Annotated in this window: 17 protein-coding genes; 7 read left to right on the top strand and 10 right to left on the bottom strand. The window is 73.7% G+C overall.

Features of this window, described 5'->3' with window-relative positions; genetic code table 11:
- Nucleotides 1–11: 11 nt before the first annotated feature.
- From AB0389_RS01725 to AB0389_RS01755, 7 genes are all read right to left on the bottom strand, one after another.
- Nucleotides 12–833 (bottom strand): S8 family serine peptidase, encoded by an 822-nt coding sequence (locus tag AB0389_RS01725; protein WP_366393292.1) that lies wholly within the window; start codon nucleotides 831–833, stop codon nucleotides 12–14.
- Nucleotides 830–4,306, bottom strand: coding sequence for an adenylate/guanylate cyclase domain-containing protein (locus tag AB0389_RS01730; protein ID WP_366393293.1), 3,477 nt, complete (start codon nucleotides 4,304–4,306; stop codon nucleotides 830–832). Before AB0389_RS01730 ends, AB0389_RS01725 begins: the two co-directional genes overlap by 4 nt.
- 77 nt (nucleotides 4,307–4,383) lie before the next feature.
- The gene (locus AB0389_RS01735; RefSeq protein ID WP_366393294.1) at nucleotides 4,384–4,587 is read right to left on the bottom strand and encodes an aroma-sacti cluster domain-containing protein; all 204 of its coding nucleotides are present in this window, start codon (nucleotides 4,585–4,587) and stop codon (nucleotides 4,384–4,386) included.
- 63 nt (nucleotides 4,588–4,650) lie between these two features.
- Complete coding sequence (locus tag AB0389_RS01740) at nucleotides 4,651–6,297, bottom strand: MFS transporter (RefSeq protein WP_366393295.1); 1,647 nt, start codon at nucleotides 6,295–6,297, stop codon at nucleotides 4,651–4,653.
- Nucleotides 6,298–6,378: 81 nt separating this feature from the next.
- A complete protein-coding gene (locus AB0389_RS01745; RefSeq protein WP_366393296.1) occupies nucleotides 6,379–7,152 on the bottom strand; it encodes an iron-containing redox enzyme family protein in 774 nt (257 codons plus the stop codon).
- Complete coding sequence (locus tag AB0389_RS01750) at nucleotides 7,149–8,177, bottom strand: radical SAM protein (protein ID WP_366393297.1); 1,029 nt, start codon at nucleotides 8,175–8,177, stop codon at nucleotides 7,149–7,151. Before AB0389_RS01750 ends, AB0389_RS01745 begins: the two co-directional genes overlap by 4 nt.
- Entirely contained in the window at nucleotides 8,165–9,337 is a 1,173-nt protein-coding gene (locus tag AB0389_RS01755) for a radical SAM protein (RefSeq protein ID WP_366393298.1), read from the bottom strand. The genes AB0389_RS01750 and AB0389_RS01755 overlap by 13 nt, the downstream gene beginning before the upstream one ends.
- A 436-nt stretch (nucleotides 9,338–9,773) precedes the next feature.
- Between AB0389_RS01755 and AB0389_RS01760 the strand changes: the two genes are divergently transcribed.
- Nucleotides 9,774–11,729, top strand: coding sequence for a BTAD domain-containing putative transcriptional regulator (locus AB0389_RS01760; protein WP_366393299.1), 1,956 nt, complete (start codon nucleotides 9,774–9,776; stop codon nucleotides 11,727–11,729).
- A 23-nt stretch (nucleotides 11,730–11,752) separates the two neighbouring features.
- On the opposite strand, the gene AB0389_RS01765 is transcribed toward AB0389_RS01760, so the two are convergent.
- Nucleotides 11,753–12,403 carry an NAD(P)-binding oxidoreductase gene (locus AB0389_RS01765; RefSeq protein ID WP_366393300.1) on the bottom strand — a complete coding sequence of 217 codons (651 nt, stop codon included), beginning with the start codon at nucleotides 12,401–12,403 and terminating at the stop codon, nucleotides 11,753–11,755.
- Nucleotides 12,404–12,643: 240 nt separating this feature from the next.
- On the opposite strand from AB0389_RS01765, the gene AB0389_RS01770 reads away from it, so the two are divergent.
- Together AB0389_RS01770 and AB0389_RS01775 are read left to right on the top strand one after the other, a co-directional pair.
- A complete protein-coding gene (locus AB0389_RS01770) occupies nucleotides 12,644–13,447 on the top strand; it encodes an MBL fold metallo-hydrolase (RefSeq protein WP_366393301.1) in 804 nt (267 codons plus the stop codon).
- A gap of 141 nt (nucleotides 13,448–13,588) precedes the next feature.
- Entirely contained in the window at nucleotides 13,589–14,899 is a 1,311-nt protein-coding gene (locus AB0389_RS01775) for a DUF3533 domain-containing protein (protein ID WP_366393302.1), read from the top strand.
- Between the two features lie 14 nt (nucleotides 14,900–14,913).
- Here the strand turns inward: AB0389_RS01775 and AB0389_RS01780 are convergent, their stop codons facing one another.
- Nucleotides 14,914–18,129 carry a cytochrome P450 gene (locus tag AB0389_RS01780; RefSeq protein ID WP_366393303.1) on the bottom strand — a complete coding sequence of 1,072 codons (3,216 nt, stop codon included), beginning with the start codon at nucleotides 18,127–18,129 and terminating at the stop codon, nucleotides 14,914–14,916.
- A 159-nt stretch (nucleotides 18,130–18,288) separates the two neighbouring features.
- Here AB0389_RS01780 and AB0389_RS01785 point away from each other — a divergent pair, with 159 nt between their 5' ends.
- Complete coding sequence (locus AB0389_RS01785; RefSeq protein WP_366393304.1) at nucleotides 18,289–19,008, top strand: PAS domain-containing protein; 720 nt, start codon at nucleotides 18,289–18,291, stop codon at nucleotides 19,006–19,008.
- 15 nt (nucleotides 19,009–19,023) lie between these two features.
- Here AB0389_RS01785 and AB0389_RS01790 read toward each other — a convergent pair whose 3' ends face one another.
- A complete protein-coding gene (locus AB0389_RS01790) occupies nucleotides 19,024–19,683 on the bottom strand; it encodes a TetR/AcrR family transcriptional regulator C-terminal domain-containing protein (protein ID WP_366393305.1) in 660 nt (219 codons plus the stop codon).
- Between the two features lie 165 nt (nucleotides 19,684–19,848).
- Between AB0389_RS01790 and AB0389_RS01795 the strand changes: the two genes are divergently transcribed.
- From AB0389_RS01795 to AB0389_RS01805, 3 genes are all read left to right on the top strand, one after another.
- Nucleotides 19,849–20,841, top strand: coding sequence for a zinc-binding dehydrogenase (locus AB0389_RS01795; protein WP_366393306.1), 993 nt, complete (start codon nucleotides 19,849–19,851; stop codon nucleotides 20,839–20,841).
- 90 nt (nucleotides 20,842–20,931) lie between these two features.
- Nucleotides 20,932–21,450: a VOC family protein gene (locus AB0389_RS01800; protein WP_366393307.1), complete on the top strand. Its 519-nt coding sequence runs from the start codon at nucleotides 20,932–20,934 to the stop codon at nucleotides 21,448–21,450.
- Nucleotides 21,451–21,472: 22 nt separating this feature from the next.
- Nucleotides 21,473–21,982: a carboxymuconolactone decarboxylase family protein gene (locus AB0389_RS01805; protein WP_366393308.1), complete on the top strand. Its 510-nt coding sequence runs from the start codon at nucleotides 21,473–21,475 to the stop codon at nucleotides 21,980–21,982.
- Nucleotides 21,983–22,013: the final 31 nt, after the last annotated feature.

Genomic DNA, 22,013 nt, shown 5'->3' on the forward strand with positions numbered 1-22,013 from the left:
GCCGTTGTCGTTCATCGTTGTCCTCGCACGTTGTCCGAGGTGAGCATGAGCAGATCCTTGACCTGGAAGGGTTTCAGACCGGGGTGCTTCGCCAGGATGAGGGCGCAGCGGCCCGCGACATGCGGCGCGGCGAAGCTGTTTCCGGTGCAGACGGAGGTGCCGCCGCCGAGCCAGGCGACGGGGACGCGGGAGCCCCGGGCGAAGAACTCGACGGGTGGGGACGGGTTGTAGAGCACGGTCCCGGGGTCGTCGTCCTGGTGGCTGCCGACCGACAGGACCGAGGCGAACCGCCAGGGGAAGCTCTCGACGGGCATGTTGTGGGCGGAGGCGACGAGGACCGTGCCGCGGAAATAGGCGTGGTCGGCCAGTTCGCGCAGTTGCTCGGCGAAGCCGCGCCGGGTGGTGGAGAGGCTGAGGTTGAGGACGTCGAAGCGCTGTTCGAGAGCCCAGCGGACGCCGGTGATCAGCGCGTCGCCGGAGCCGGCGAAGCCGGAGTCCAGGACGCGGACGCTGTGGAGTTCGCAGTCGGGCGCGACGGAACGGATGATGCCCGCGCAGGCGGTGCCGTGACCGCACTCGTCGCCCTCGGTGTCGGGGACGACCCGCTGGACTCCCTCGGCGTCGCGGCGCACCACATGGGCGGAGGCGACCGGGCCGACGAGGGGGTGACCGTCCTCGACGCCGCTGTCCACGACGCACACCCGTACGCCCGCGCCGGTCGAGTCGCCCCACGCCTGCTCGCCGGTGACCCGCCGGGGCCAGCTGGTGGACAGGGCGATCTCGGCGGGCGTACGGCCGGCGAGGGTCCAGGTGAGCGCGGGTACGCCGGTCATGGTCCGCGCTCCGGGGCCGGGGGTACGGGTGGAATCGGGGATGCGGGTGGCGCCGGGGGTACGGGACGGGCCGGGGGTGCGGGACGTGCGAGGCGTTGGGCGCGGGCCGCTCCGACGAGATGTCCCTTGGCTCGGTAGCGGTGGTACGCGGCCGAGGCGTACGCCCGCGCGGTCGCCGGGGCCGGTCCTTCCGGGTCCGCGCCGGCCCGGTCCGCGAGGTCGGCGAGCGCGTGGGCGAGGTCCAGTTCGACGTCGGCGAGGCAGAGCGGGGACTCGGTCGTACGAGCCGCGTCGAGCGCCTGCCGCAGATGGGTCCGCGCGCCGGCTCCGTCGCCGGCGCGAGCCAGCAACCGGCCCTGCAGGGCGTGCAGTTCGGCGGCGGCCATCAGATCCCCGCCGGCCGGTTCCAGCAGCGCCCGCGCCTGGGCCGCGCGGCCCTGCTCCAGCAGCGCCCGGACCAGGTCGCGGGTGGCGGTGGCGTGGAGGGGGGCGTCACCGAGCCGTGCGAGGTCGGTCCGCGCGCCGCGCAGCATCGTCTCCGCGGTGTCCCAGCGCCCGTCGAGGGTTTCCACGGTCGCGGCGAAGACGGTGACGGCCGGCGCGGCGAACACGTGGCCGAAGTCGCGCAGGGTGCGGGAGGCGAGGCCGAGCCGCTCCCTGGCCTCGGGGAACCGGCGCCGGGTGGCGAGCAGCACGGCCATCGGGCAGGACAGCGCGGCCTGCGCCATGCGCCGGCCGTCCAGATCGGTGACGAGCAGCTCCTCGCAGCGGCGCAGGGCGGCCGGCACCGGCTCGGGCCCCAGCCACAGGGAGACCCCGAACGCGCCCACGGTGCCCGCCCGTTCGAGTTCCGCTTCGGCGCGGGCCGCGTGCCGGAGGGCGGCGGTGAAGTCGGTGACGGCGCGGGCGTGGCGGCCCTCGCTCTGGTGGGCCTGGCCGATCCGCAGCCGGGCGCGGGCCAGCCCGAGGTCGTCGCCCGCCTCGGCGAGGGGCGCCAGCGACTCGCGGGCCGCGTCCAGCACCGTACCGAAGCCCGGTGAACCCGGTTCCAGGTAGGCGAGTTGGAGGCGTACGCGGGCGGCGGTGGCCGCGTCACCGGTCCGTACGGCCTCCGTGTGAACGGTGTGGAAGGCGGTGACGGCGCGTTCGGTGTGCCCGGTGGCGAGCTGGGCCTCGGCGAGCTCGGTCCGCAGCCGGAGCCGTACGACGGTGTCCGCGTGGGCGTCGGCCGCGCACACGTCGTCCACCGCGCGGGCGCGCCGCAGCAGGTCGGTGGCCCAGCCCACCTCGCCCCTGGCCAGCGCCGCGGCCCCCGCCGCGGTGAGCTGGGCGACGGCGGCGGCTCCGGTGCGGCGGGCGGTGCGGTCGAGCAGGCCGAGCCCGTGCCGGTGCCAGAAGGCGCGCTCCAGGTGCCCGCCCGCGGTGGTGTGGTCGGGATGTGACGGGGGCGGAGGCAGGAGTGGGGTTGGGGGCAGGAGCGGCTCGGGCGGGGCCCCGGAGGGCTCGGCCGCGCCGGCGGCGGCACCGGCCGCGAGGAGCCAGGCCGCCAGCCGTTCGTGCCGCTCGGCCCGCAGCCGCCGGGACAGGCCCGCGTAGACGACCTCCTGGATCAGCGGACTGGTGAAGCGGTGGCCGCCGGGGACCGGCGCGGGCGCCGGGGCCGCGTCGGAGGGGGGCTCGCCGGAGGGGGGCTCGGGGACCGGTTCCACGATCCGGCGCGAGACCAGCGCGGCCAGCAGCGCGGCGGGCGGGGCGGCGTCACCGCGCCCGTCCGGGCCGGGCTCGCCGGAGCGCACCACACGGAGGTGGTCGAGCGGGAACTCCCGGCCCACCACGGCGGCGCAGCCGAGCAGTTCGCGTTCCGCCCCGGGCAGCCGGTCCAGCCGGGCTGCGACGAGGCCGCGCAGGGAGAGCGGTACGGCTTCCGGGTCGCCGCCCTCGCGCTCCATGGCGACCATCTGTTCCACGAACAGCGGGTTGCCCTCGGCGCGTTCGGCGATGCGCTCGGTGACGGCGTCGGGAGCGCCGGGGGCGGTGCCGGGGGCGAGGTGCAGGACGAGGTCGCCCGGCGGCCCGCCCGCCGTCCCGGCCGCAGGCGCGCGCAGCCGTGCCACCAGGTCCTGGCAGTCGGCCTTCGGCAGCGGCGGGATCGGGAGGCGGGTCCCGGTCGGCGCGGTGTCGCTCCACCGCGGCGCGTGGTCGAGCAGTTCGGGCCTGGCGAGACAGAGCAGCAGCACGGGCGCGTCCGCCAGCCCGCCGGCGAGATGGGCGACGGCGTCCAGCAGGGCGGGGGCCGCGTACTGCACATCGTCGAGGACGGCGACGACGGTCCGGTCCCGGCCGAGGGCCGTCAGCAGTCCGAGCAGGGCAAGGTGCACCTCCTCGGCCCCGGTGCCGGGCGGTTCGCCGCGGCGCAGCCGGTCCAGCAGGGCCGCGGCGGCGGAGGCCGGCTCTCCCCCGCCGAGCAGCGCGGCGACCCGGCCGCGGAACGGCCCGCCGGTCCCGGGCAGGCCCGGTGCCAGCCCCTCCAGCAGGGCGGCGAGCGGCGCGTACGGCCCCGGGCTGCCGTAGGGCGGGCAGTCGGTGCCGGTGACCAGCGCGCCCTGCCGTACCGCCTCGCGGCCGTACGCGCGGGCCAGCCGGGACTTGCCGACCCCGGGGTCGCCGAGCAGCGTGACCAGCCGTCCGGTCCGGTCGTGTGCGGTGCGGCGGTGCAGGGCGAGCAGGGCGTCGAGTTCGGCCGTACGGTCCACGAGCGCCGAGTCGCCGCCGCGGAGCATCGTGGCGGGGCGTGCTGCGGCGCGCAGGATCCGCCAGGCGGGGACGGGCCGCGACTTGCCCTTGACGCTCAGCGGCGCGACGGGCTCGGCCTCCACCGCCGGGCCCGCCAGCGCCCGGGTGACCGCGCCGACGAGGATCTGGCCGGACGGCGCGTGCTGTTCCAGGCGCGCCGCCACGTTGACGGTGTCGCCGGAGACGAGCGCCTGGTCGGCGCCGGGCACCACGGTGGCGACGACCTCACCGGTCGCGACCCCGATCCGTACGGCCACGGTGGTGCCCAGCTCGCGCCGGAGTTCGGCGTTGAGGTCGGTCAGTGAGTCGCGCATGTCCAGGGCGGCCCGGACGGCGCGCAGGGCATCGTCCTCATGGGTCAGGGGTACGCCGAACACGGCCATCACGGCGTCACCGATGAACTTCTCGACCGTGCCGCCGTGGTCCTCGACGCAGGCCCGCATCCGGGTGAAGTAGCGCAGCATCACATGGCGCAGGGCCTCCGGGTCGAGCCGTTCGCTGAGCGCGGTCGAGCCCGTCATGTCGCAGAACAGCACGGTGACGGTGCGCCGGGAGGCGACCGGTTCCGGCCCGGGGCCGACGGTGGTGGCGGGGCCGGGGGGCAGGGCGTGGCCGCAGGCGGAGCAGAAGCGGGCGCCGGGCGCCGTACGCGTGTGGCAACCGGGGCAGGCTGGGGCCACGGGTCTCCTCCACCTGGACGGACGCGAGGGGGACGCGGGCCGGGGGCGGCCCCGGCCCGCGGGGCGGGAAGCAGGACTCAGAACAGGACGCCGCCGATGATCGGTTCGCCGGAGTGCGCCCGGACCTCGGGATCCTCGGCGTCCAGCCGTGCCTTGACCGACACGAGGACGGACACCTCGGCGTCGTCGAGCTGCCGCAGGACCGCCCGCTGGTCGGCGGAGAACGTGTCCACCGGGAACCCGGAGTCGCGCAGGACCGCGATCCTCTCTTCGGGAGTCATGTCTCTCTCCTTGTCCGAGCGACGGGCCGGCGGGCCCGGAAGGGGACCCGCCGGCCGGATCGGCTACCAGATGACGACGCCGACGACCGGGTCGTCCTTGCCCTCGGTGTGCGCCTGGACCGCGGTGGCGGCGTCGATGCGCTCCTTGACCGAGGTGAGGACGGCCAGTTCGTCGGCGGACAGCGATGCCAGGACCTCCCGCTGGCCGGCGGGGATCTTGTCGGTGGGGATGCCCGCGGCGGCGAGCGCGCTCAGGTTCTCGCTCATGGTTACTCCTTCTGGACGGGAACCGGCCGGTGGTTCCGGCGGGTTGGGCGGACGGTGCGGGACAGGCTGTGCCACCGGCGCGCCGGGGCGCGCCGGAGTGGAGGGGGCCCGGTCGGTGCCGGGCGCGGGGGCGGGGGCGGGGTCCTGGGCGGTGGTCCTGAGGCGCTGGGAGCGGCGGCGGCCGGCGCTCCACGCGCACAGCGCCACTCCGAGCGCGGCGAGGCCGCCGCCGCAGCAGACGAGGGTGAAGGCGAGCCCCTGCCAGGCCGCGAGCGCGGCGGCCAGGGGCGGTGCGGCGAGCTGGAGGACGCTGGGCACCGCGCCGGTCGTGGCGCTGACCCGTCCCATCAGATGCTCGGGAGTCTCCCGGCGCAGTACGTACGGGTAGACGACCATGATCGCCGAGGAGGCCAGGCCGATTCCGAAGGCGACGGGTACCCAGATGGCGGGCGAGCCGGCGAGTCCGAGGGCCACGGTGGCGCCGATCCCGCAGACCAGCCCTCCGGTGGCCAGTTGGCCGCCGCCCATGAGGGTGAACGGGTCGGCGCGCCGGCCCCATTGGGCCATGGCCACCGTGCCGAGGACCGCGCCCGCCCCGACCGCCGCGATCACCAGGCCGAGCATGGACTCGTCGATGCCGAGCCGGTGGAGGGCGAGCGGGGCGAGTACGTCGAAGGTCAGGACGAGGAAGAGGGAGGCGGCCATGCTGATCGTGACGGCCAGCAGGGCGGGGGTCCGTACGACGAAGCGCACGCCCTCGGTGAACTCCGTGGCGAACCGGCTCCCCCGGCCGCCCCGGCCCGCGCCGGCCGCCCCGCTCGCGGCGTCCCCCGTACCCGGTCCGGCGGACGCGGAAGGGGCGGCGGCCGGGAGGCGGAGCCCGGCGAGGAGGGCGGCGGAGAGGAGGAACGTCACCGCGTCGGCGACGAAGACCCCGCGTACCCCGATGCCGCTGACCAGCAGTCCGCCCGCGGCGGGGCCGGCGACCTTGGTGGCCTGGGAGGTGAACATGCCCAGCGCCGTGGCCTGGAGCAGGTCCTCCTTGGGCACCACCCTGACCACCACGGTCTGATAGGCGGGGTTGAAGAGCGTGGAACAGACGCCCTTGAGGAAGACCAGGACGAGCAGGACGGAGATCCCGGGGGCCAGGAAGTACCCGGCGACCAGCGCGCAGCGCAGCAGATCGCAGAGGATCATGACGCGGCGCTTGTCGGCGATCCGGTCGGCGAACACACCGGCGGCCGGTCCGACGAGCACCCAGGGAGCGGCCATGGCCACCGAGAGTGCGGCGAGGCCGCCCGGGCCCTGCTGCCAGGTGTAGGCGATCAGGACGACCAGGGCCAGATAGTCCATCCAGTCGCCGATGCCCGAGACCGCGTTGCCCGCGAAGAGCAGCCGGAAGGGGCGGTGGCGCAGTGGTGCGGCGAATTCCAGGCGGGCCATGCCTCGTCCTTCCTCGGATGCTCCGGACGTTCCGGACAGTGCGGTGGTGGTACGGGACCGGTCGTGGAGTGGGGCGGCAGGTCAGCCGGCCGGTACGGGGACCGGCGGGACCGTGCTGCGCGCGCCGGGACCGAAGGCGTCCGCCAGATCGCGGAACAGCTGGACCACGGCGTCCATGGTGTGCAGCGCGGAGAGTCCGATCGCGGTCTCCTGGACGGGCGTCAGCGGGAGGGTGTCGACCAGCCGGAGGAGGTCGTCCCGGTGCTTGATGTCGAGTGCGGCGTGCCGGGCGAGCGTGCGGAAGCCGTCGAGGGGCAGGCCGGACCGTTCGCTCAGCAGGTCGGCCACCTCCCGGGCCGGCGGGTTTCCCTCGACCACGGCGATATGGCCGAGGAGGCAGACGGGGTGGTAGTGGAAGAGCCAGTAGTACTGGGCGCCGACGAGCGTGGCGGCCGTGGCGGTCGGCAGCCGGCGCAGGGGCTCGTCGGGGTCCCGGCCGATGGCCGCCAGGTCCTGGCGCAGCCATTCGTCGTGGCCGGTCTCCTCGCGGATGTGCTGGGTCCAGTACGGCACGAGTACCTCGGCCACGGGGTCGCCCTCGGCGGCCAGGGCGCGGGAGCGGTCCAGGGCGGCTTCCATGAGCGGGACGGTGGAGCGGACCATCGAGTGCAGGACGCACAGGTAGTCCGGGTAGAGCTCGGCGACCGAAGGGCCGTTCCAGAGCCGTCCGCTGACGGCCCGGAACTCGGGCATCGTCAGCTCGATCTTGGCCCGCAGCAGGCCCGCGCACCCGGTCCTGCGGGTCTCGCGTCCGTGCCCGTGTACGTGTCCGAGCCCGTGTCCGGTCGTCGTCATCCCACCCGTTCCTCTCCCAGTACACGGATCGCGTCGATCAGGTTGTCCCGCGGCTCCTCCGGGGCCCGTTTGGCCATCACCCAGCAGAGTTCGCAGACACTGGCGAACTCCTTGCCCGCCAGGTCCTGGTAGCGGGGGTGGGCGGTGACCAGGCCGGGGCCCACGGTGCCGACCGCCCGGTAGAGCGAGTCGTGGGTGAAGCCGGTCAGCGCGGCGGTGACCTCGCGGCGGTCGGTGCAGCGGCGGCGCAGCCGCTTCGGTCCCGCGCCGGTGATCACCATCTCGTTGCAGCACATCGTGGAGGTGCCGTCGTAGCGGATCGTCGGGACGTTCGCGGTCCGGCACTTGCCGAACGACTCGCCTGCGTAGCGCGGGCGTTCGCTCGGGAGGAGCGGCGACGCGAGGCCGCCGGCGCGGCCGTACGGCAGCAGGGGCGCCGTCGCGACCTCCGCGTACGAGGACCAGCCGGGGCCGAAGGCCAGGGTGAGGAGTTCCTCGGCGCGGGCGACCATCGCGGGATCGTTCACCACCTGCACCACCAGCCACACGTCCTCCGCCGCGACCGCGCGGGCCGCGCCGGTGAAGCGGTGCTCGTGCACCGACTCCTCGTGGTAGGCGTCGGTGCTGAGGTAGACGGCGGCGGCCCGGCGCAGCACGGCACGGGCCCAGGCGGGTGCCTGCCCGGCATGGTCGTCGCCCGGGTCGGGTGGTCCCCAGAAGCCGCTGGTGTAGAGGATCAGGTCCTTGCCGGACTCGTGGATGCGGCGGGAGGCCAGGGACAGTCCGCGCCGCTCCACGAAGGGTTCGCCGCCCGAGATGCCGATGACCCGGGCGTCGGGCAGCGCGCAGATGCCTTCGACGACCTCTTCGAACAGGGCGAAGTCGGTGATGCGGGGGCTGTCGGGGCGGGAGTCCACCGAGCAGTGGCCGCAGCCCACGGGGCACCGGTCGGTGATGAACAGCAGGGCGAGGGTGCCGCGTTCCTCCCGGCCCTCCTGGAGGTCGGCGAAGCTCAGACGGCGCATCGGCTGTCCTCTCCGGAGATGACGGAACCCGGTTCCGGGCCCTGGTAGCCGAGCAGCATGAGATCGGCGTAGCGGTGGGTGCCGAAGCGGCGGGCGAGCCCTTCGGGGCCGCCGCCGCTGACGAGTTCGGCGATCCGGGTCTCCAGCACGCGGGTGCCGGGCCGGTCCATGAGGGCGGCTGCGGCGTCGGCGGTGGCCGGGTCGGCGGAGAGCGTGAAGCAGGTCGTGCAGTAGCCGGTGCAGGAGCCGGGTTCCGCGCCGGTCCGCTCGGCGAGGTAGGTGGGGCCGAAGGCCCGTATCCCGCGCAGGAGATGGCGGCTGCGCTGGCGTTCGATCACGGTCCGCCAGCTGTCGGTCCTGGCGTCGCCGAGCCGCAGATGGGCGGGGAGCCGGCCGCCGAGGCCGTCCACGACGTTCTGGTTGCAGCAGGCGACGACGGTGCCGTCGAAGGCGACGAGTGGCCAGGCGGCCATCTCGCACGGGGACGGGGGCGCGGGGTGCGGGGGGCCGCCGGCGACCGGCGTCGGACCGGTGGCGTCGCCCGGGGTCGCGGCGCCGCCCGGTGCGGGCAGCCACTCGCTCGCCCGGCCGACGTTGCCGACCAGGGAGACCCAGACCGGGACGCGGTCCTCCAGGGTGGTGCGGATGTCGTCGGTGACCTCGGCGAGGTACGGGTCGTCCTCGTCCAGGCCGACGACCTGGAGGCTCACGTCCTTGCCCTCGTCCGCGAGTTGCTTGAGCACCCGCAGCACGGCGGCCCGGGGCACCTCTTCCTCGTGGAAGACGTCGAGGCTGGCCGAGAAGTGGTCGACGGCGTCGATGGCGCGCCGGAGCCTGTCGGGAATGCCGGGCTGCCGGGCGAAGAACATGCCCGACAGGATGTGGCTGCGGGCGCCCGACTCCCGGGCCCGCAGCGCGATCCGTTCGACCAGCGCGGGCCTCAGCAGCACCTCGCCGCCCGACATCAGGACGAAGTCGGGACGCTCCTGCGGGGTGAAGGTCTCCACGAACCCCTCGAACACGGACTCGGCGTGCTGCTCACTGCTGAGCATGGAGTTGGTGGAGCAGTGGCGGCAGGAGAGCGGGCAGCGCCGGGTGAGTGCGAGCATGACGCCCCCGCCGGGAGTCGAGCGGGCCCGTAAGACGTCCACCAGATGCACGGGCGAATCCTTCCCTCGTCGGACGGTGGTCGCTGCGGTTCGTGGTCAGGGACCGGTGGGTTACGAGAGTGGGGGCCCGCGCCTTGATGCCGGTATGACGCCGGTATGAAAGCCCTTTGACGGCCCGGTGGGCGCGCTGATGAGGGCCCGGTGGGGACGTCGGCCGGGCTCCGGCAGGAGGGTGCGGGAGGGCCCGCTCCTGCGCGATCGCTCTGTTCTGTTCGTCCTCTTCGCCCTCTTGACAGAAAGTGACCGCTGACGTTCGATATGTGACGCTGTATCGCGCGGGTGGCTTTGGGGAAGGCATCACCGCGCGCGGTTGGCACCGGCTTCACGGGACGCCCCCGGCCACGGGTGCGCCGCCGGGCCGGCGAACGCCATCTCGGTACGGGGGCCCGGTCGGCACGACAGCCGCCCGGAACGTCTTGGGGGGACCATGGAGTTCGGTGTCCTGGGAGTCCTGGAGATGCGCGCGCAGACGGGCGCCGTACCTCTCGGCTCGCTCAAACAACGAGTGTTACTGGGCCTGCTGCTGCACCGGGCCAACACCGTCGTGTCCGCGGACACGTTGATCGAGGCCATCTGGGGAGACGATCCCCCGCGCACGGCGAACAAGAACCTCCAGGTGTACGTGTGGCACCTGCGCCGGGTGCTGGACACGGCCGGCGCCGCGGGCCGGCTCGCCTTCCGGGCCCCCGGCTACCGGCTCGCCGTCCACCCCGGCGAACTCGACCGCGACCGCTTCGACCGGCACGCGCGGCAGGGCAGACAGGCGCTCGCCGACTCCCGGCCCCGGGTCGCCGCCCGGAACTTCGACGCGGCCCTCGCACTCTGGCGCGACCGCCCGTACGCCGATCTCCAGGGGACGCCGACGCTGCGGGGCGCGGCGGAGCGGATGGAGGAGCTGCGCCTCACGGTGCTGGAGGACCGGGCGGAGGCGGGCCTGTCGGCCGAGGACCCGCCGGGCGCGCTGCTGGAGTCCCTCGAACCGCTCGTCCGGGAGCACCCGTTGCGCGAGCGGATGCGCGTGCTCCAGATGCTCGCCCTCCAGCGGGCCGGGCGCCGGGCCGAGGCGCTGTCCGCGTACGACGACATTCGCCGGCTGCTCGCCCGGGAGCTGGGCATCGCCCCGTCCGCGCTGCTGGAGCGGCTCCAGCGCACGCTGCTGGACGGCGGGACGGTGGCGGGCGACACCCTGTGGCGCGGGGCGCCGGGCACCGGCCCTGCCACCGTCCGGCCCGAGTCCTGCCAGCTCCCGCGCGATCTGCCCGATCTGGTCGGGCGGCTGCGGGAGACGGACGACGCGGTGGGGGCGCTGGCCCCGGCCACCGGACCGGGCGGCGGGCGGGCCGGGACCGGGCGCGGTCTCTTCGAGAGCCTGACCGGGCCCCGGCCCGGCGGACCGCGCTCCACACTGGCCGTGCTGACCGGACCGGTCGGCAGCGGCAAGACCGTGCTGGCCACCCGGATCGCCCATCTGCTCCGCCCGTACTTCCCCGACGGCCAGCTCTGGGTCACGCTGCGCACGGCCGACGGCGCGCCCCGCTCCTGCGTGGATGTCCTGGACGAGCTGTGCCGGGCCTTGGGCGCGCCGGCCGGGTCCTGCCCGCGCCCCGCCGACCGCACGTCCCCGGCGGCGGAACGGCTGAGCGAGCGGGCCGCGTTCTACCGCACGGTCTGCGCAGACCGGCAGTTGCTGGTGGTGCTGGACGACGCGGTCGACGAGGCCCAGGTCCGGCCGCTGCTGCCGGGCGGGGACCAGTGCGCGACGCTGGTGACCAGCCGGTCCAGACTGGGCGCGCTGGACTCCGCGCACCTCACCGAAGTGGGCTGTTTCACCCCGGAGGAGTCCCGGGAGCTGCTGACGCACACGGCCGGGTACGACCGGGTCGCGGCCGAGCCCGCCGCGTGCGCCGAGGCGGCCCGGCTGGTGGGGCATCTGCCGCTGGGGGTACGGCTGGTGGGGGCCCGGATAGCGGGCCGTCCGCACTGGCCGGTGTCCCGTCTGGTGGAGCGGCTCGCGGACCCGGCGCTGGCGCTGGCCGAACTGGCCGTCGGCGACCTGTCCGTACGCCGTGTCTTCGACCGGGCCACGGCGGGGCTCACCGAGCCGGAGCTGCGCGCGTACCGTCATCTGGGCACCCTGCCGCGCGACAGCGTGGTGGGCCGCCATCTGGCGCCGGACCTGCTCCGGCTGCCGCCGCCGGAGGCCGAGGAGGTGCTGGAGGCGCTGACCGAGAACAGGCTCGCGGAGGCGGGCGCGCAGGGGTACGGCCTGCACCAGCTCCACTACCTGCACGCCGCCGCACCGCCGCTGCCCCTCACCGCGCCCCCGCTGCCGGCCGTCGTGCCCCCGCTGCCCGTGGCCCCCGCCCCGTCCGCCGTGCACTGAACGGAAGCGCCGAGGCGGTTCGGCTACTTCCACCCCTTCTCGGTCGTGACCAGCAGCCGCTGCCCGGACGCGTCCCGGTCGGCGGCGATCTCGACGAGGGCCCGCGCGACGTTCTCGAACGGGAGCGTCGGCAGGCCGGGGACCCTGGCCACCCGGTCGAGGCGCCTGACCGTGACGGCGGGGACGGCGGGGGCCTCCTTGAGGTTGACCGGGTGGACGATCGTCCAGTTCAGGCCGGTCGCGGCCAGGCCCTCCTCCGCGGCCTCCTTGTCCTGGAAGATCGCGGCGACGACCGTCCGGTAGACCAGCCGCCCGACGAACGAGGCCTTCGCCGCCGTGTCCCCGACACCGAACGCGGAGACCAGGACGAACCGTTCGACACCGGCGTCCTTCACCGCGTCGGTGATGACCGGCAGGGTGCGCCGCATCAGGTCGACGGGCTTCTTCGCGCGCAGGGCCACCCCGATGGCGGAGATCACGACGTCGGCGCCGGCGAAGGCCTTCGCCATCGCGGGCCGGTCGTCGAGGGAGCCGCCCACCACGGTCAGCCCGGCGCGCGGCCGTACGGCGTCGGGGTTTCGGACGTAGGCCACGACCTCGTGCCCCCGCGACAGCGCCTCCTTCACGACGTGCGAGCCGATATTGCCGGTGGCGCCCAGTACGACGATCTTCATGGCTGTTCTCCTACTCGAACTCTCGAAACTTACGATATAAGCATGCTACGCCCCCACCCTTACGGCGTAAGTCCAGGATCGGCCGAGGGCGGCCGGCGTCGACCGGCGGCACCGCGCTTGACATCACTTATGCCGTAAGTTTACCGTGGTGGTGGACATACACCGTAAGTGTGCTGAGGTGTTCCACCGGCGGCCCGTTCCGGGTCCGCCCTCCCCTCACCCCTCCCAAGGACGCCCGACATGAAGGTCCACCACCTCAACTGCGGCACCATGCGCCCGCCCGGCGCCCAACTCGTCTGCCACGTCCTGCTGATCGAGACCGCGAACGGGCTGGTCCTCGTCGACTCCGGCTACGGCCTCGGCGACATCGCCGACCCCAAGCGGCGCATCGGGCCCGCCCGCCACTTCATCCGGCCCGCCCTCGACGCCGAGGAGACCGCCGCCCGGCAGATCGAGAAGCTGGGGTTCCGCCGGGACGACGTCCGTCACATCGTGCTGACCCACTTCGACGCCGACCACATCGGCGGCCTCTCCGACTTCCCCCAGGCCCAGGTCCACCTGACCGCGGACGAGGCGCGCGGCGCCGTCCACGCCCCCTCCCGGCGGGAGCGGATCCGCTATCAGAGCCCCCAGTGGGCGCACGGCCCGCGGCTCGTCGAGCACCGTCCCGAGGGTGAGAAATGGCGCGGGTTCGCCGCGGCGAAGGAACTCGGCACGATCGCCCCCGGCATCGTGCTGATCGCCCTCCCGGGTCACACCCGCGGCCACGCCGCCATCGGGGTCGACGACGGTACGCGCTGGATCCTGCACGCCGGGGACGCGTTCTACCACCACGGCACCCTCGACGGCCGCACGCCCGTCCCCGTCTCCCTGCGCGGCATGGAGGCGGTCATCGCGTACGACGGCAAGAAGGTCCGCGAGAACCACGCCCGCCTCGCCGAGCTGTACCGGCGCGACGAGCCCGGCCTCGTGATCGTCAGCGCCCACGACCCGGTCCTCCTGGAGAAGGCACGCGCGGGCGCGCGCGAGGGGACGACAGCGTGAGAGGCCCGACGCGCCCCTGAGCGGCCCGCTCACTGCTCCAACCGGACGAGGTACGGCGAGGCTCGGGGCGTCTCGCCGTACTTCTCCCCATCCTGACCCGGCGGGCCCCCGCCCGCCCGGTCCCCGACACGACGGAGAACCATGAGCGACGACGGCACGAACCCCGACGGTTCGGCCCCCGACGGTTCGACCCCCGACACCCGCCCACAGGCCCGCGCCACCGGCCTGCTGCGCCGTCCCAAGCTGTGGCTGGTGCCCACGGTCCTCACCGGGCTGCTCGCCCTGCTGCTCTCCGTGCTCTACATGGGCGGGGTCGTCAGCCCGCAGCGCGACCTGCACGACCTGCCCATCGCGCTCGTCAACGCCGACCGCGGAAAGCCGCTGCCGGGACAGCCGGAGAACCTCGGCGCCCAGGTCGCCCACGCCATCACCACCGACCGCTCCGACGACAAGGCAGCCTGGCGCCCGCTCACCCTCCGGCAGGCCCAGGACGCGCTGGACTCCGGCAAGGTCTACGGCGCGCTGGTCATCCCCGCCGGCTTCACCGACGCGGTCGCCGCGCTCACCACCACGGACGCCACCGCCCGCCCGGCGATGACAGTGCTCACCAACCCCGGCAAGGGCAGCCTCGGTTCGTCCCTGGCGACCCAGATCACCACGGCCACCGCGCACCAGGCGTCCCTGACGATCGGCAAGCGGCTGACCGCGTCCGCCACCGGGGCGGGCGCCACACAGAAGCTGCTGCTCGCCGACCCGGTCGCCGTCACCACCCAGGTCGGCCACCCCCTCGGCGGCCACAGCGGTCTCGGCCTGAGCGCCTTCTACTACACCCTGCTGCTCGTGCTCGCCGGCTTCCTCGGCGGCAACGTCATCAGCAACGGCGTCGACACCGCCCTCGGCTACGCCGACAACGAGATCGGCCCCTGGCACACCCGCCGCCCCACGGTGCCCGTCAACCGCACCCAGACGCTGCTGCTGAAGATGGCCATGACGGCCGGCATCACGGTCCTCAGCGTCACGCTCGTGCTGGTCGCCTGCGTCGCCGTCCTCGGCATGGACGCGACCCACATCCCGCTGCTGTGGATCTACTCCTACTGCGCGTCCCTCGCGGTCGGCCTGGGCGTGCAGGCCATCAACGCCGCCTTCGGCGGCATCGGCCAGCTCGTGTCCATGTTCGTGTTCATCGTGCTGGGGCTGCCGTCGTCCGGCGCCACCGTGCCGCTCCAGGCGGTGCCCGCGTTCTACCGCTTCCTCTCCCACTTCGAGCCGATGCGGCAGCTCAGCGACGGTGTCCGCGCGCTCCTCTACTTCGGCGCGCGCGGCGACGCCGGGCTCACCCGGGCCTGGACCATGATCGCGATCGGCGCGGCGCTCGCCCTGCTCTTCGGCTTCGCGATGACGGCGTACTACGACCGCAAGGGCCACACGCGCCTGACACCGCAGCACGTGTGACCCCCTTGGCCGGCTCAGCCCGCGTACACGTCCTCGATGTACCGGCCCTGGTCCATCAGCGCGCGCAGCCACTCCTCGCCGGCCTGTTCGCCCGCCCGTTCGCCGCCGCCAGGAGTCCGGCGTGCGTACAGGTCGCGGAAGGCCCGGCGGACGCCGGGGGCCATCTGCCGGCCGTCACCGCAGACGTAGACCTTGGCCCCCGCTTCGAGCAGCGCCCACACCTCGTCGGCCTCGGCGGCGATCCGGTGCTGCACGAACCGCGCCCCGTCCACCGGCGCCGCGCTGAAGACGGGCCGCAGGGACACCGCCCCGGCCGCCTCGGCGGCCCGCAGCTCCTCGGCGTACAGATAGTCGGCGTCGGGCGCGTCGCAGCCGAAGTAGCAGAGCGCCGGGGCGAGCCGGTCCCCCGACGCGGCGCGCGTACGGCGGTCGGCGATCGCGCCGCGGAAGGGCGCGAGCCCGGTGCCCGCGGCGATCATGATGACCGGGCCGCGGTCGTCATGGGTGATACGGAACGCCTCGCGGCAGGGCTGGAGCCTGGCCAGTACGACATCGCCGGGGCGCACGGTGTGCAGATACCCGGAGCCGGTGCCCCGGTAGGTTCCGCGCCCCGAGCGGGCCGGCGCCTCCAGCAGCGAGACCATCAGGTCGACATGGTCCGGGTCGGCGGCCGGCGAGGAGGAGACCGAGTACGTGCGCGGCCGGACCGGTGGCAGCAGGCCGAGGACGACCTGCCAGGTCAGGGCCTCCCGCAGGGCCGGGTGCTCCTCGATCACATCGAGCAGGGTGCGCGGGTCGGCGGCCAGCGCCCGCTCGTCGTCCGCCAGCGCCGCCAGCGCCCGCTGTTCGGGCGGGCACGGGTTGACGGCGGCCAGGGTGCGCAGCTGCCCGGCGGTCGGCCGGTCCTGGAGTTCGACGTGGCGGGTCAGCAACTCCCGTACGGTCAGGGGCCGGTCGACGTCGAGCGCGCCGGGTCGCGGCCGTACGGTCGTGATGCTGAGGACCGTGTCGAGGTCGGCGCCCAGCACCTTGGCGGCCCGCTCGGCCAGGGCCGGGTCGTTGGCGGGCAGCACGGCCAGATGGTCCGCGGTCCGGTAGGTCCGCCCCGGCGGCAGCGCCACCCGTACGAACCGCTTGACGCGCGGATACGCGGGCGCGCTCAGGCTCCCGGCCCCGGTGACGGTCATCGCGGTCATCCCGTGGCGGGCGGCCAGCGCCTCCAGCGGCGCGCCGGCCACCTCGTGCACGAGATACCCGGGCCCCGCCTCGACGGTGGCGCCGGCGGATGCCGGATCGCCCGCGCGCGCCAGCATGGCGGCGCACATCCGCTCGGTGAACTCCCTTATGGCACCGGCCAGATCGCCCGAGGCGTCGCCCTCGGCGTGAGCGAGCAGCCGGGTGCCGCCGAGTTCGGCGAGCCGCCGGTCGATGAAGGTGGGAACGCGCTGGTACGTCGCCGCCCAGTTGCGGTCGCCGATGCCCAGAACGGCGTAGGTCACACCGTCCGCCGCGCCGGGCCCCGCGGTCTCCAGCCACCGTACGAACGCGGTCGCGTCGTCGGTGGGCTGCCCGTTGTAGGAGGCGGCCGTAATGATCAGCGGGCGGTCGAGCGGCAGCGCGCCGGTGTACGCGTCGAGCGGGGCGATCTCGGTGTCACATCCCAACTCCCCCGCCGCTCCGGCCAGTCGGCCCGCGAAGTCGCGGCACGCACCGTAGTTGGTGCCGTGCAGCAGGAGCAGCCGTGTGCCCCCCACGACCCGCGTGGGCAGCGAGCTGTCGGCGGCGGTGGGGACGGGAACCGGAGCCGCGGCCGGTGCGGCGCGCTCGGCGGGGGTGCGCCGGACGAGGCCGAGGGTGAAGCCGTCGGGCTTGATCGTCAGCGTCTCCTTGATGGTGAGTTCGTAGCTGTCCTGGCCGATGAGCCGGTAGCGGTGCACCAGCATGCCCAGCAGCATCGTCGCCTCGTGCAGGGCGAACTGCCTCCCGATACAGGCACGTTCGCCGGTGCCGAACGGCTTGAAGGCGTGCGGCGAGCGGGCCGCCTCCACCTCGGGGTCGAATCGGGAGGGGTCGAACAGCTCCGGGTTGTCGCCCCACACCGGGTCGCGGTGCAGCATCGGGAGCGGCACGAAGACGGGCTGCCCCGCGTGCATCCGGATGCCGTCACCGATCACCGTGTCCGCGCGGGCCTGCCGGCCGAACCCGGGGGCCGCGGGCCACAGCCGCAGGGTCTCGTTCAGCACCTGCCGGGTGTAGCGCAGTCGGCCGATGTCCTCGTACGTCGGCTCGGGGTCGGCGGCTTCCCCCCACACTCCGTCCACCTCCCGCCGCATCCGGTGCAGCACCTCCGGGTGCCTGGACAGGAAGTACAGCGCGAAGGCGAGGGTGCCCGACGTGGTCTCGTGGCCCGCGATCAGAAAGGTGATGACCTGGTTGCGGATGTTCTCCAGGTCCAGCGTCGTACCGTCGGACGGGTGCCGGGCACTCAGCATCAGCCCCAGCAGGTCGTCGTCGGCGGGCGTCGGTGCGGCGGTGCGCGCGGCGATGACCTCGTCCACCACGGACGCCAGGTAGGCGGCGTCGGCGCGGAACGCCTCGTCGGTCCCGTCGGTCCCATCGGTCCCGTCGGCGGCGCCGTGCGGACGGGTGGTCCTGTTCATGGCCCAGGTCAGACAGCGCACCATGGCGCCGACGAAGGGGTGCGGCCGGTCGCTGTCGAAGGAGCCGAAGTCGAAGCCGAACCCGGCCAGCCCGATGGTGTCCAGCGTCATCCGGGTCATGTCGTCGGCGACGTCCACCGGGGTGCCCGCGGCGGCGTGGTGGTCCCAGGTGCCGAGCAGCCGGCGGGCGACGCGCAGCATGACCGGGTGGTACCGGCGCATGGATCCGAGGGCGAAGGCCGGCATGAGCAGGTCGTGGGCCTTGGCCCAGTTCGGCTCGTCGTTGAAGGCGGTGAACAGGCCGTCGCCGACGAACTCGCGTACGTTCAGCAGCGCCGGCCCCACGAGCTTCGCGAACCGCTGCTCGTCGGCCAGTTCGGTGACCAGGCCGAGCCCACTGGCGAAGAGCTGATCGTGGTCGCCGACCCGCTGGAAGAAGTTCGGTCCGTACGTTCTGGCCCGCTCCAGCGTCGCCCGCACGAGCGAGCCGGCGGCGGCGGAAGGGGCGGGACCGACGACGGGCAGGCCGTAGCGGGTCTCGGTGTGCGGCGGGAGGATGACCTCGGTCATGTGGGGTTCCCTCTGCGTTCGAGGCTGTTGAGCGGACCACCCGGCGGGCGGCCTGTCTCAAGCCTTGCGCCGTTCGGGCCATTGTCACCGCCGCGCCTCTACCAGAATTGGTAGGCGACACCGGCCCGGTGGGACTTGCCATCCGAAGGAGGAGACAGCATGCAGGAGGAGAATCCTATGAACTGTGGGGGCGGCTCCACGGGCTCCCGCTCTGTGGTGCCGGACAGCACGGTGGCGGTCTTCTGGCGCAACCGCACCGCGGCGCTGTTTGACCGCATCCCGCTGCCCGTCGCCTTCTGCGGGACCGACGGCACCATCCTGCGGGCGAACCCGGCCCTGGCCGCCGAATGGGGGCAGCTCGCGGGGGCGTTCAACGGACGCAGCGCCCTGGACCTGTTCCACCCGGAGAGCTGGGGCCAGCTCCGCTCGATAGAGGAGGCCATCCGGCTGCACCGCCGGTCGCGCTATCCCGTCGCCGTACGCTGGACCACCGTGAACGGTGTGGAGCGGCGCGGGGAAGTCAGTGTCGAGCTGGTCGACGACACCTCCTTCGACGAGCCGAACCTGCTGGTGATCGTGCGCGTGGCGGAGGCGGGGACGCCGGAGAAGGAGACAGCCGCGCCCGCCGTCCCGGGCGGCACGGTGCATGCGGACGGCACCGAGCTCCGTATCCTCGCGCTGACCGCCGGCGGCGCCACGGCGGCGCAGATCGCCTCGGCCGTGGGCCTCACCGCGGACGGGGTCAACTACCACCTCAAGCGGCTGTCCCGCCGCTGGGGCGTGTCCGGCAAGGCGGCCCTGGTCGCCCGCGCGTATACGGCGGGGATCCTGGCGCCCGGCACCTGGCCGCCGGAGCCGGCGCGGCCCCCGGCGGGCTGAGAAGCCGCGCCGCCGTTACGACAGGGCTTCGACGCGGCGACGGACCGCGTCGAGGAGCAGCTCCAGGCCGAACTCCATCTCGATCTCGTGGTCGCAGACGGCCAGTTCGGCGGAGGCGGCGGCCACGGCGGGCAGTCCGCTCTCGACGAGGTCCTGCTCGCGCATGGCGACCACGCCGGGGATCGCGCCGGCGTACGTCGGCGCGAATCCCACCTCCCGGGAGAGCGTTCCGATCAGGAAGGCGATCACGGCGCGCAGTACGTGGACGGCGGCGGCGTCGTCCAGACCGGCGCGCTTCAGGAAGCGCAGCGCCGTCTCGACGACCGGCATGGCGGCCGGAGCGTTGAGGCGCCGGGTCAGTACCAGGGGCGCGGAGTGCGGGTACTTCAGGGCGGCGGTGCGGAACGCCCTGGCCAGGGCGCGCAGTCCGTCCTCCCACGGCATGTCGTCCGTGTCGGGGATCACGATGCCCTTGAGGATCACGTCCGCCATGGCGTCGAGCACATCGGCCTTGTCGCCGACGTGGTTGTACAGCGACATGGTCCGCACCCCGACCGCCGCGGCGATCTTGTGGAGCGACAGTTTCTCCATGCCTTCCGTCTCGGCCACCACCAAGGCCTGCCGTACGATCTCGTCCCTGGTCAGCGGCCCGCGGCGGGTCATCCTCTGGGCCATCGCCCCTCCCTGCGTCCAGTTGCCGCGCTCTCGCGCCTCACCTCCTCTCAACTTATCTCATAAGTCGGGAGCGCCCCGGGGATCGCTGGAGCCTTGACATGACTTATTCCGTAAGCCTAGCGTGCGGGAACGGCATACATACACCATAAGTATCGGAGAATCGGGATGACCAGCACCATGCGCGCGCTCATGGGCGGCGCCGGACCCGAGTGGGACGTGCGGGACGTCGACGTGCCCGCGCCGGGGCCGGGACAGATCCGCGTGCGTGTACGGGCCGCCGCCGTCAACCGGGCGGACCTGTACATGCTCCAGGGCACGTACAGTCCCCGGGCGAGGACGAGCGACCTGTTCACGGCCGGTCTCGAATTCGCCGGCGAGGTCGACGCGATCGGCGCCGGTGTGCGGCACCCGGCCGTCGGCGACCGTGTCATGGGCGTCACCCTGGGCGCCTTCGCGCCCTGCGCACTGGTCGACCACCGCCATGTGATCACCGTGCCGGACTCGCTGTCGTGGACCGACGCCGCCGCCCTGCCCGTGGCGCTCGCGACCGAACACGACGCCCTCACCCAGGGCGGATTCGCCCCGGGACAGAACGTCCTCGTCCTCGGCGCCACCTCGTCGGTCGGCCTGATCGCCGTACAACTGGCCAAGGCGCTCGGCGCGGACCGCGTCATCGCGACGACCACCTCCGCCGGCAAGGCGGCGGCCCTGAGCGCCCTCGGCGCGGACTCCGTCGTCAACACGGCGTCGGAGAGCCTCGCCGAGTCCGTGGGCGGTGTGACGGACGGCGCCGGCGCCGATCTCACCCTCGACCACGTGGGCGGACAGCTCTTCGCCGACGCGTTCCTCGCCACCCGCGTCGGCGGCACCGTCGTCAGCGTCGGACGGCTGGCCGGGGCCGCGTCCACCGTCGACCTCGACCGGCTGGCGTTCCGGCGACTGCGTGTTCTCGGTACGACCTTCAGTGTGCGCACGCCCGACGAACTCGCCGGTGTCTGCGCCGCCCTCGCCGCCGATGCCGTACCGGCCGTACGGGACGGGAGGGTCCTGGCCGTCGTCGACCGGGTCTTCGCCTTCGACGACGCCAAGGCGGCGGCGGACCACATGCGGTCCAACACGGCCGTGGGAAAGATCGTGCTGGAGATGCCGGCCGGATGACACCGGGAACACGGCTCCGGCCGCGTCACACCGCCCCTACGACTCCACCCGCACCCGCCATACGCCACTGAGGGAAGAGAGAGCCGCATCATGAGCCGTGTCTTCGGGCGGATCGCCCAGATCGGTTACGTCGTTCACGACCTGCGCGCCGCCATGGACTTCTGGGTCGCCCAGGGCGTCGGCCCCTGGTTCTACCAGGAGCCGGTGGAGCTGGACTGGTTCAGGTACCGGGGCGCGGACTCCGGCATGAAGATGGCAGCAGCGCTCGCCAACTCCGGTGACATACAGATCGAGTTGATCCAGCCGCTCAACGACGAGCCCTCCCTCTACAAGGACTTCCTGGACGCGGGGCACGAGGGCGCGCAGCACGTCGCGTACTGGAGCGAGGACTACCAGCAGCTCTACGACCGGGCCCTGTCCCTGGGGTACACGGTCGCCCAGGAGGGCGCGATCCGGGGCGGCCGGTTCGCCTACCTCGACACCGAGACACACCCCGGCACCGTCATCGAGATCTCCGACATCGGCGGCGCCAAGGGCGAACTCTTCGCGACGCTGCGGGAGATGGCCGCCGCATGGGACGGCACCAGCCCCATCAACAGGATCGGCTGACGCCCGTACGAAGGAGAAGACCATGGAGTACCCCGACCTGAGCGCACTCCCCGACGAGCTGCGGAAGATCGCCACCGAGCGGTCCGCCGTCAACGTCTACCGCATGGTGTTCCACTCGCCCGCCCTGGCCCCCGCCTTCCTCCACATGGCCGACGCGATCTTCCGGGGCGCTCTGCCGCACCCCCTGCGCGAACTCGCCATCCTCCGGGTCGGACACACCTACCGGGCACCGTACGAGATCCACCACCACGAGAACATCGGCCGCCTCCTCGGACTCGACGAGGCCGGCATCGCCGCCGCCGCGACCGGCTCCGCCGAGGGGCTGTCCACCGAGCAGAGCGCGGTCCTCGACCTGACCGACCGGCTGCTGGCCCACCACACCCTCACCGAGGCCGAACGCGCCGGGGCGCTCGCCTTCCTCACCGCCGGGGAACTCTCCGACCTGGTCCTCACGGTCGGCTTCTACCAGCTGGTCTGCACCTTCCTCAACACCTTCGGTGTGACGACCGAGGGCGAGAAAGCCCCGTACTGACCGCCCCGCACCACACCGCGACACACCGCGC

Origin of the sequence: Streptomyces sp. NPDC093109 (assembly GCF_040701725.1) — a bacterium.
Taxonomy (GTDB): Bacteria; Actinomycetota; Actinomycetes; order Streptomycetales; family Streptomycetaceae; genus Streptomyces.

Excerpts from the sequence above, each read along its gene's own strand:
- AB0389_RS01725 (WP_366393292.1), bottom strand. The coding sequence starts at position 833 with ATGACCGGCGTACCCGCGCTCACCTGGACCCTCGCCGGCCGTACGCCC.
- AB0389_RS01735 (WP_366393294.1), bottom strand. The coding sequence starts at position 4,587 with ATGACTCCCGAAGAGAGGATCGCGGTCCTGCGCGACTCCGGGTTCCCG.
- AB0389_RS01740 (WP_366393295.1), bottom strand. The coding sequence starts at position 6,297 with ATGGCCCGCCTGGAATTCGCCGCACCACTGCGCCACCGCCCCTTCCGG.
- AB0389_RS01745 (WP_366393296.1), bottom strand. The coding sequence starts at position 7,152 with ATGACGACGACCGGACACGGGCTCGGACACGTACACGGGCACGGACGC.
- AB0389_RS01750 (WP_366393297.1), bottom strand. The coding sequence starts at position 8,177 with ATGCGCCGTCTGAGCTTCGCCGACCTCCAGGAGGGCCGGGAGGAACGC.
- AB0389_RS01760 (WP_366393299.1), top strand. The coding sequence starts at position 9,774 with ATGGAGTTCGGTGTCCTGGGAGTCCTGGAGATGCGCGCGCAGACGGGC.
- AB0389_RS01765 (WP_366393300.1), bottom strand. The coding sequence starts at position 12,403 with ATGAAGATCGTCGTACTGGGCGCCACCGGCAATATCGGCTCGCACGTC.
- AB0389_RS01770 (WP_366393301.1), top strand. The coding sequence starts at position 12,644 with ATGAAGGTCCACCACCTCAACTGCGGCACCATGCGCCCGCCCGGCGCC.
- AB0389_RS01775 (WP_366393302.1), top strand. The coding sequence starts at position 13,589 with ATGAGCGACGACGGCACGAACCCCGACGGTTCGGCCCCCGACGGTTCG.
- AB0389_RS01780 (WP_366393303.1), bottom strand. The coding sequence starts at position 18,129 with ATGACCGAGGTCATCCTCCCGCCGCACACCGAGACCCGCTACGGCCTG.
- AB0389_RS01785 (WP_366393304.1), top strand. The coding sequence starts at position 18,289 with ATGCAGGAGGAGAATCCTATGAACTGTGGGGGCGGCTCCACGGGCTCC.
- AB0389_RS01790 (WP_366393305.1), bottom strand. The coding sequence starts at position 19,683 with ATGGCCCAGAGGATGACCCGCCGCGGGCCGCTGACCAGGGACGAGATC.
- AB0389_RS01795 (WP_366393306.1), top strand. The coding sequence starts at position 19,849 with ATGACCAGCACCATGCGCGCGCTCATGGGCGGCGCCGGACCCGAGTGG.
- AB0389_RS01800 (WP_366393307.1), top strand. The coding sequence starts at position 20,932 with ATGAGCCGTGTCTTCGGGCGGATCGCCCAGATCGGTTACGTCGTTCAC.
- AB0389_RS01805 (WP_366393308.1), top strand. The coding sequence starts at position 21,473 with ATGGAGTACCCCGACCTGAGCGCACTCCCCGACGAGCTGCGGAAGATC.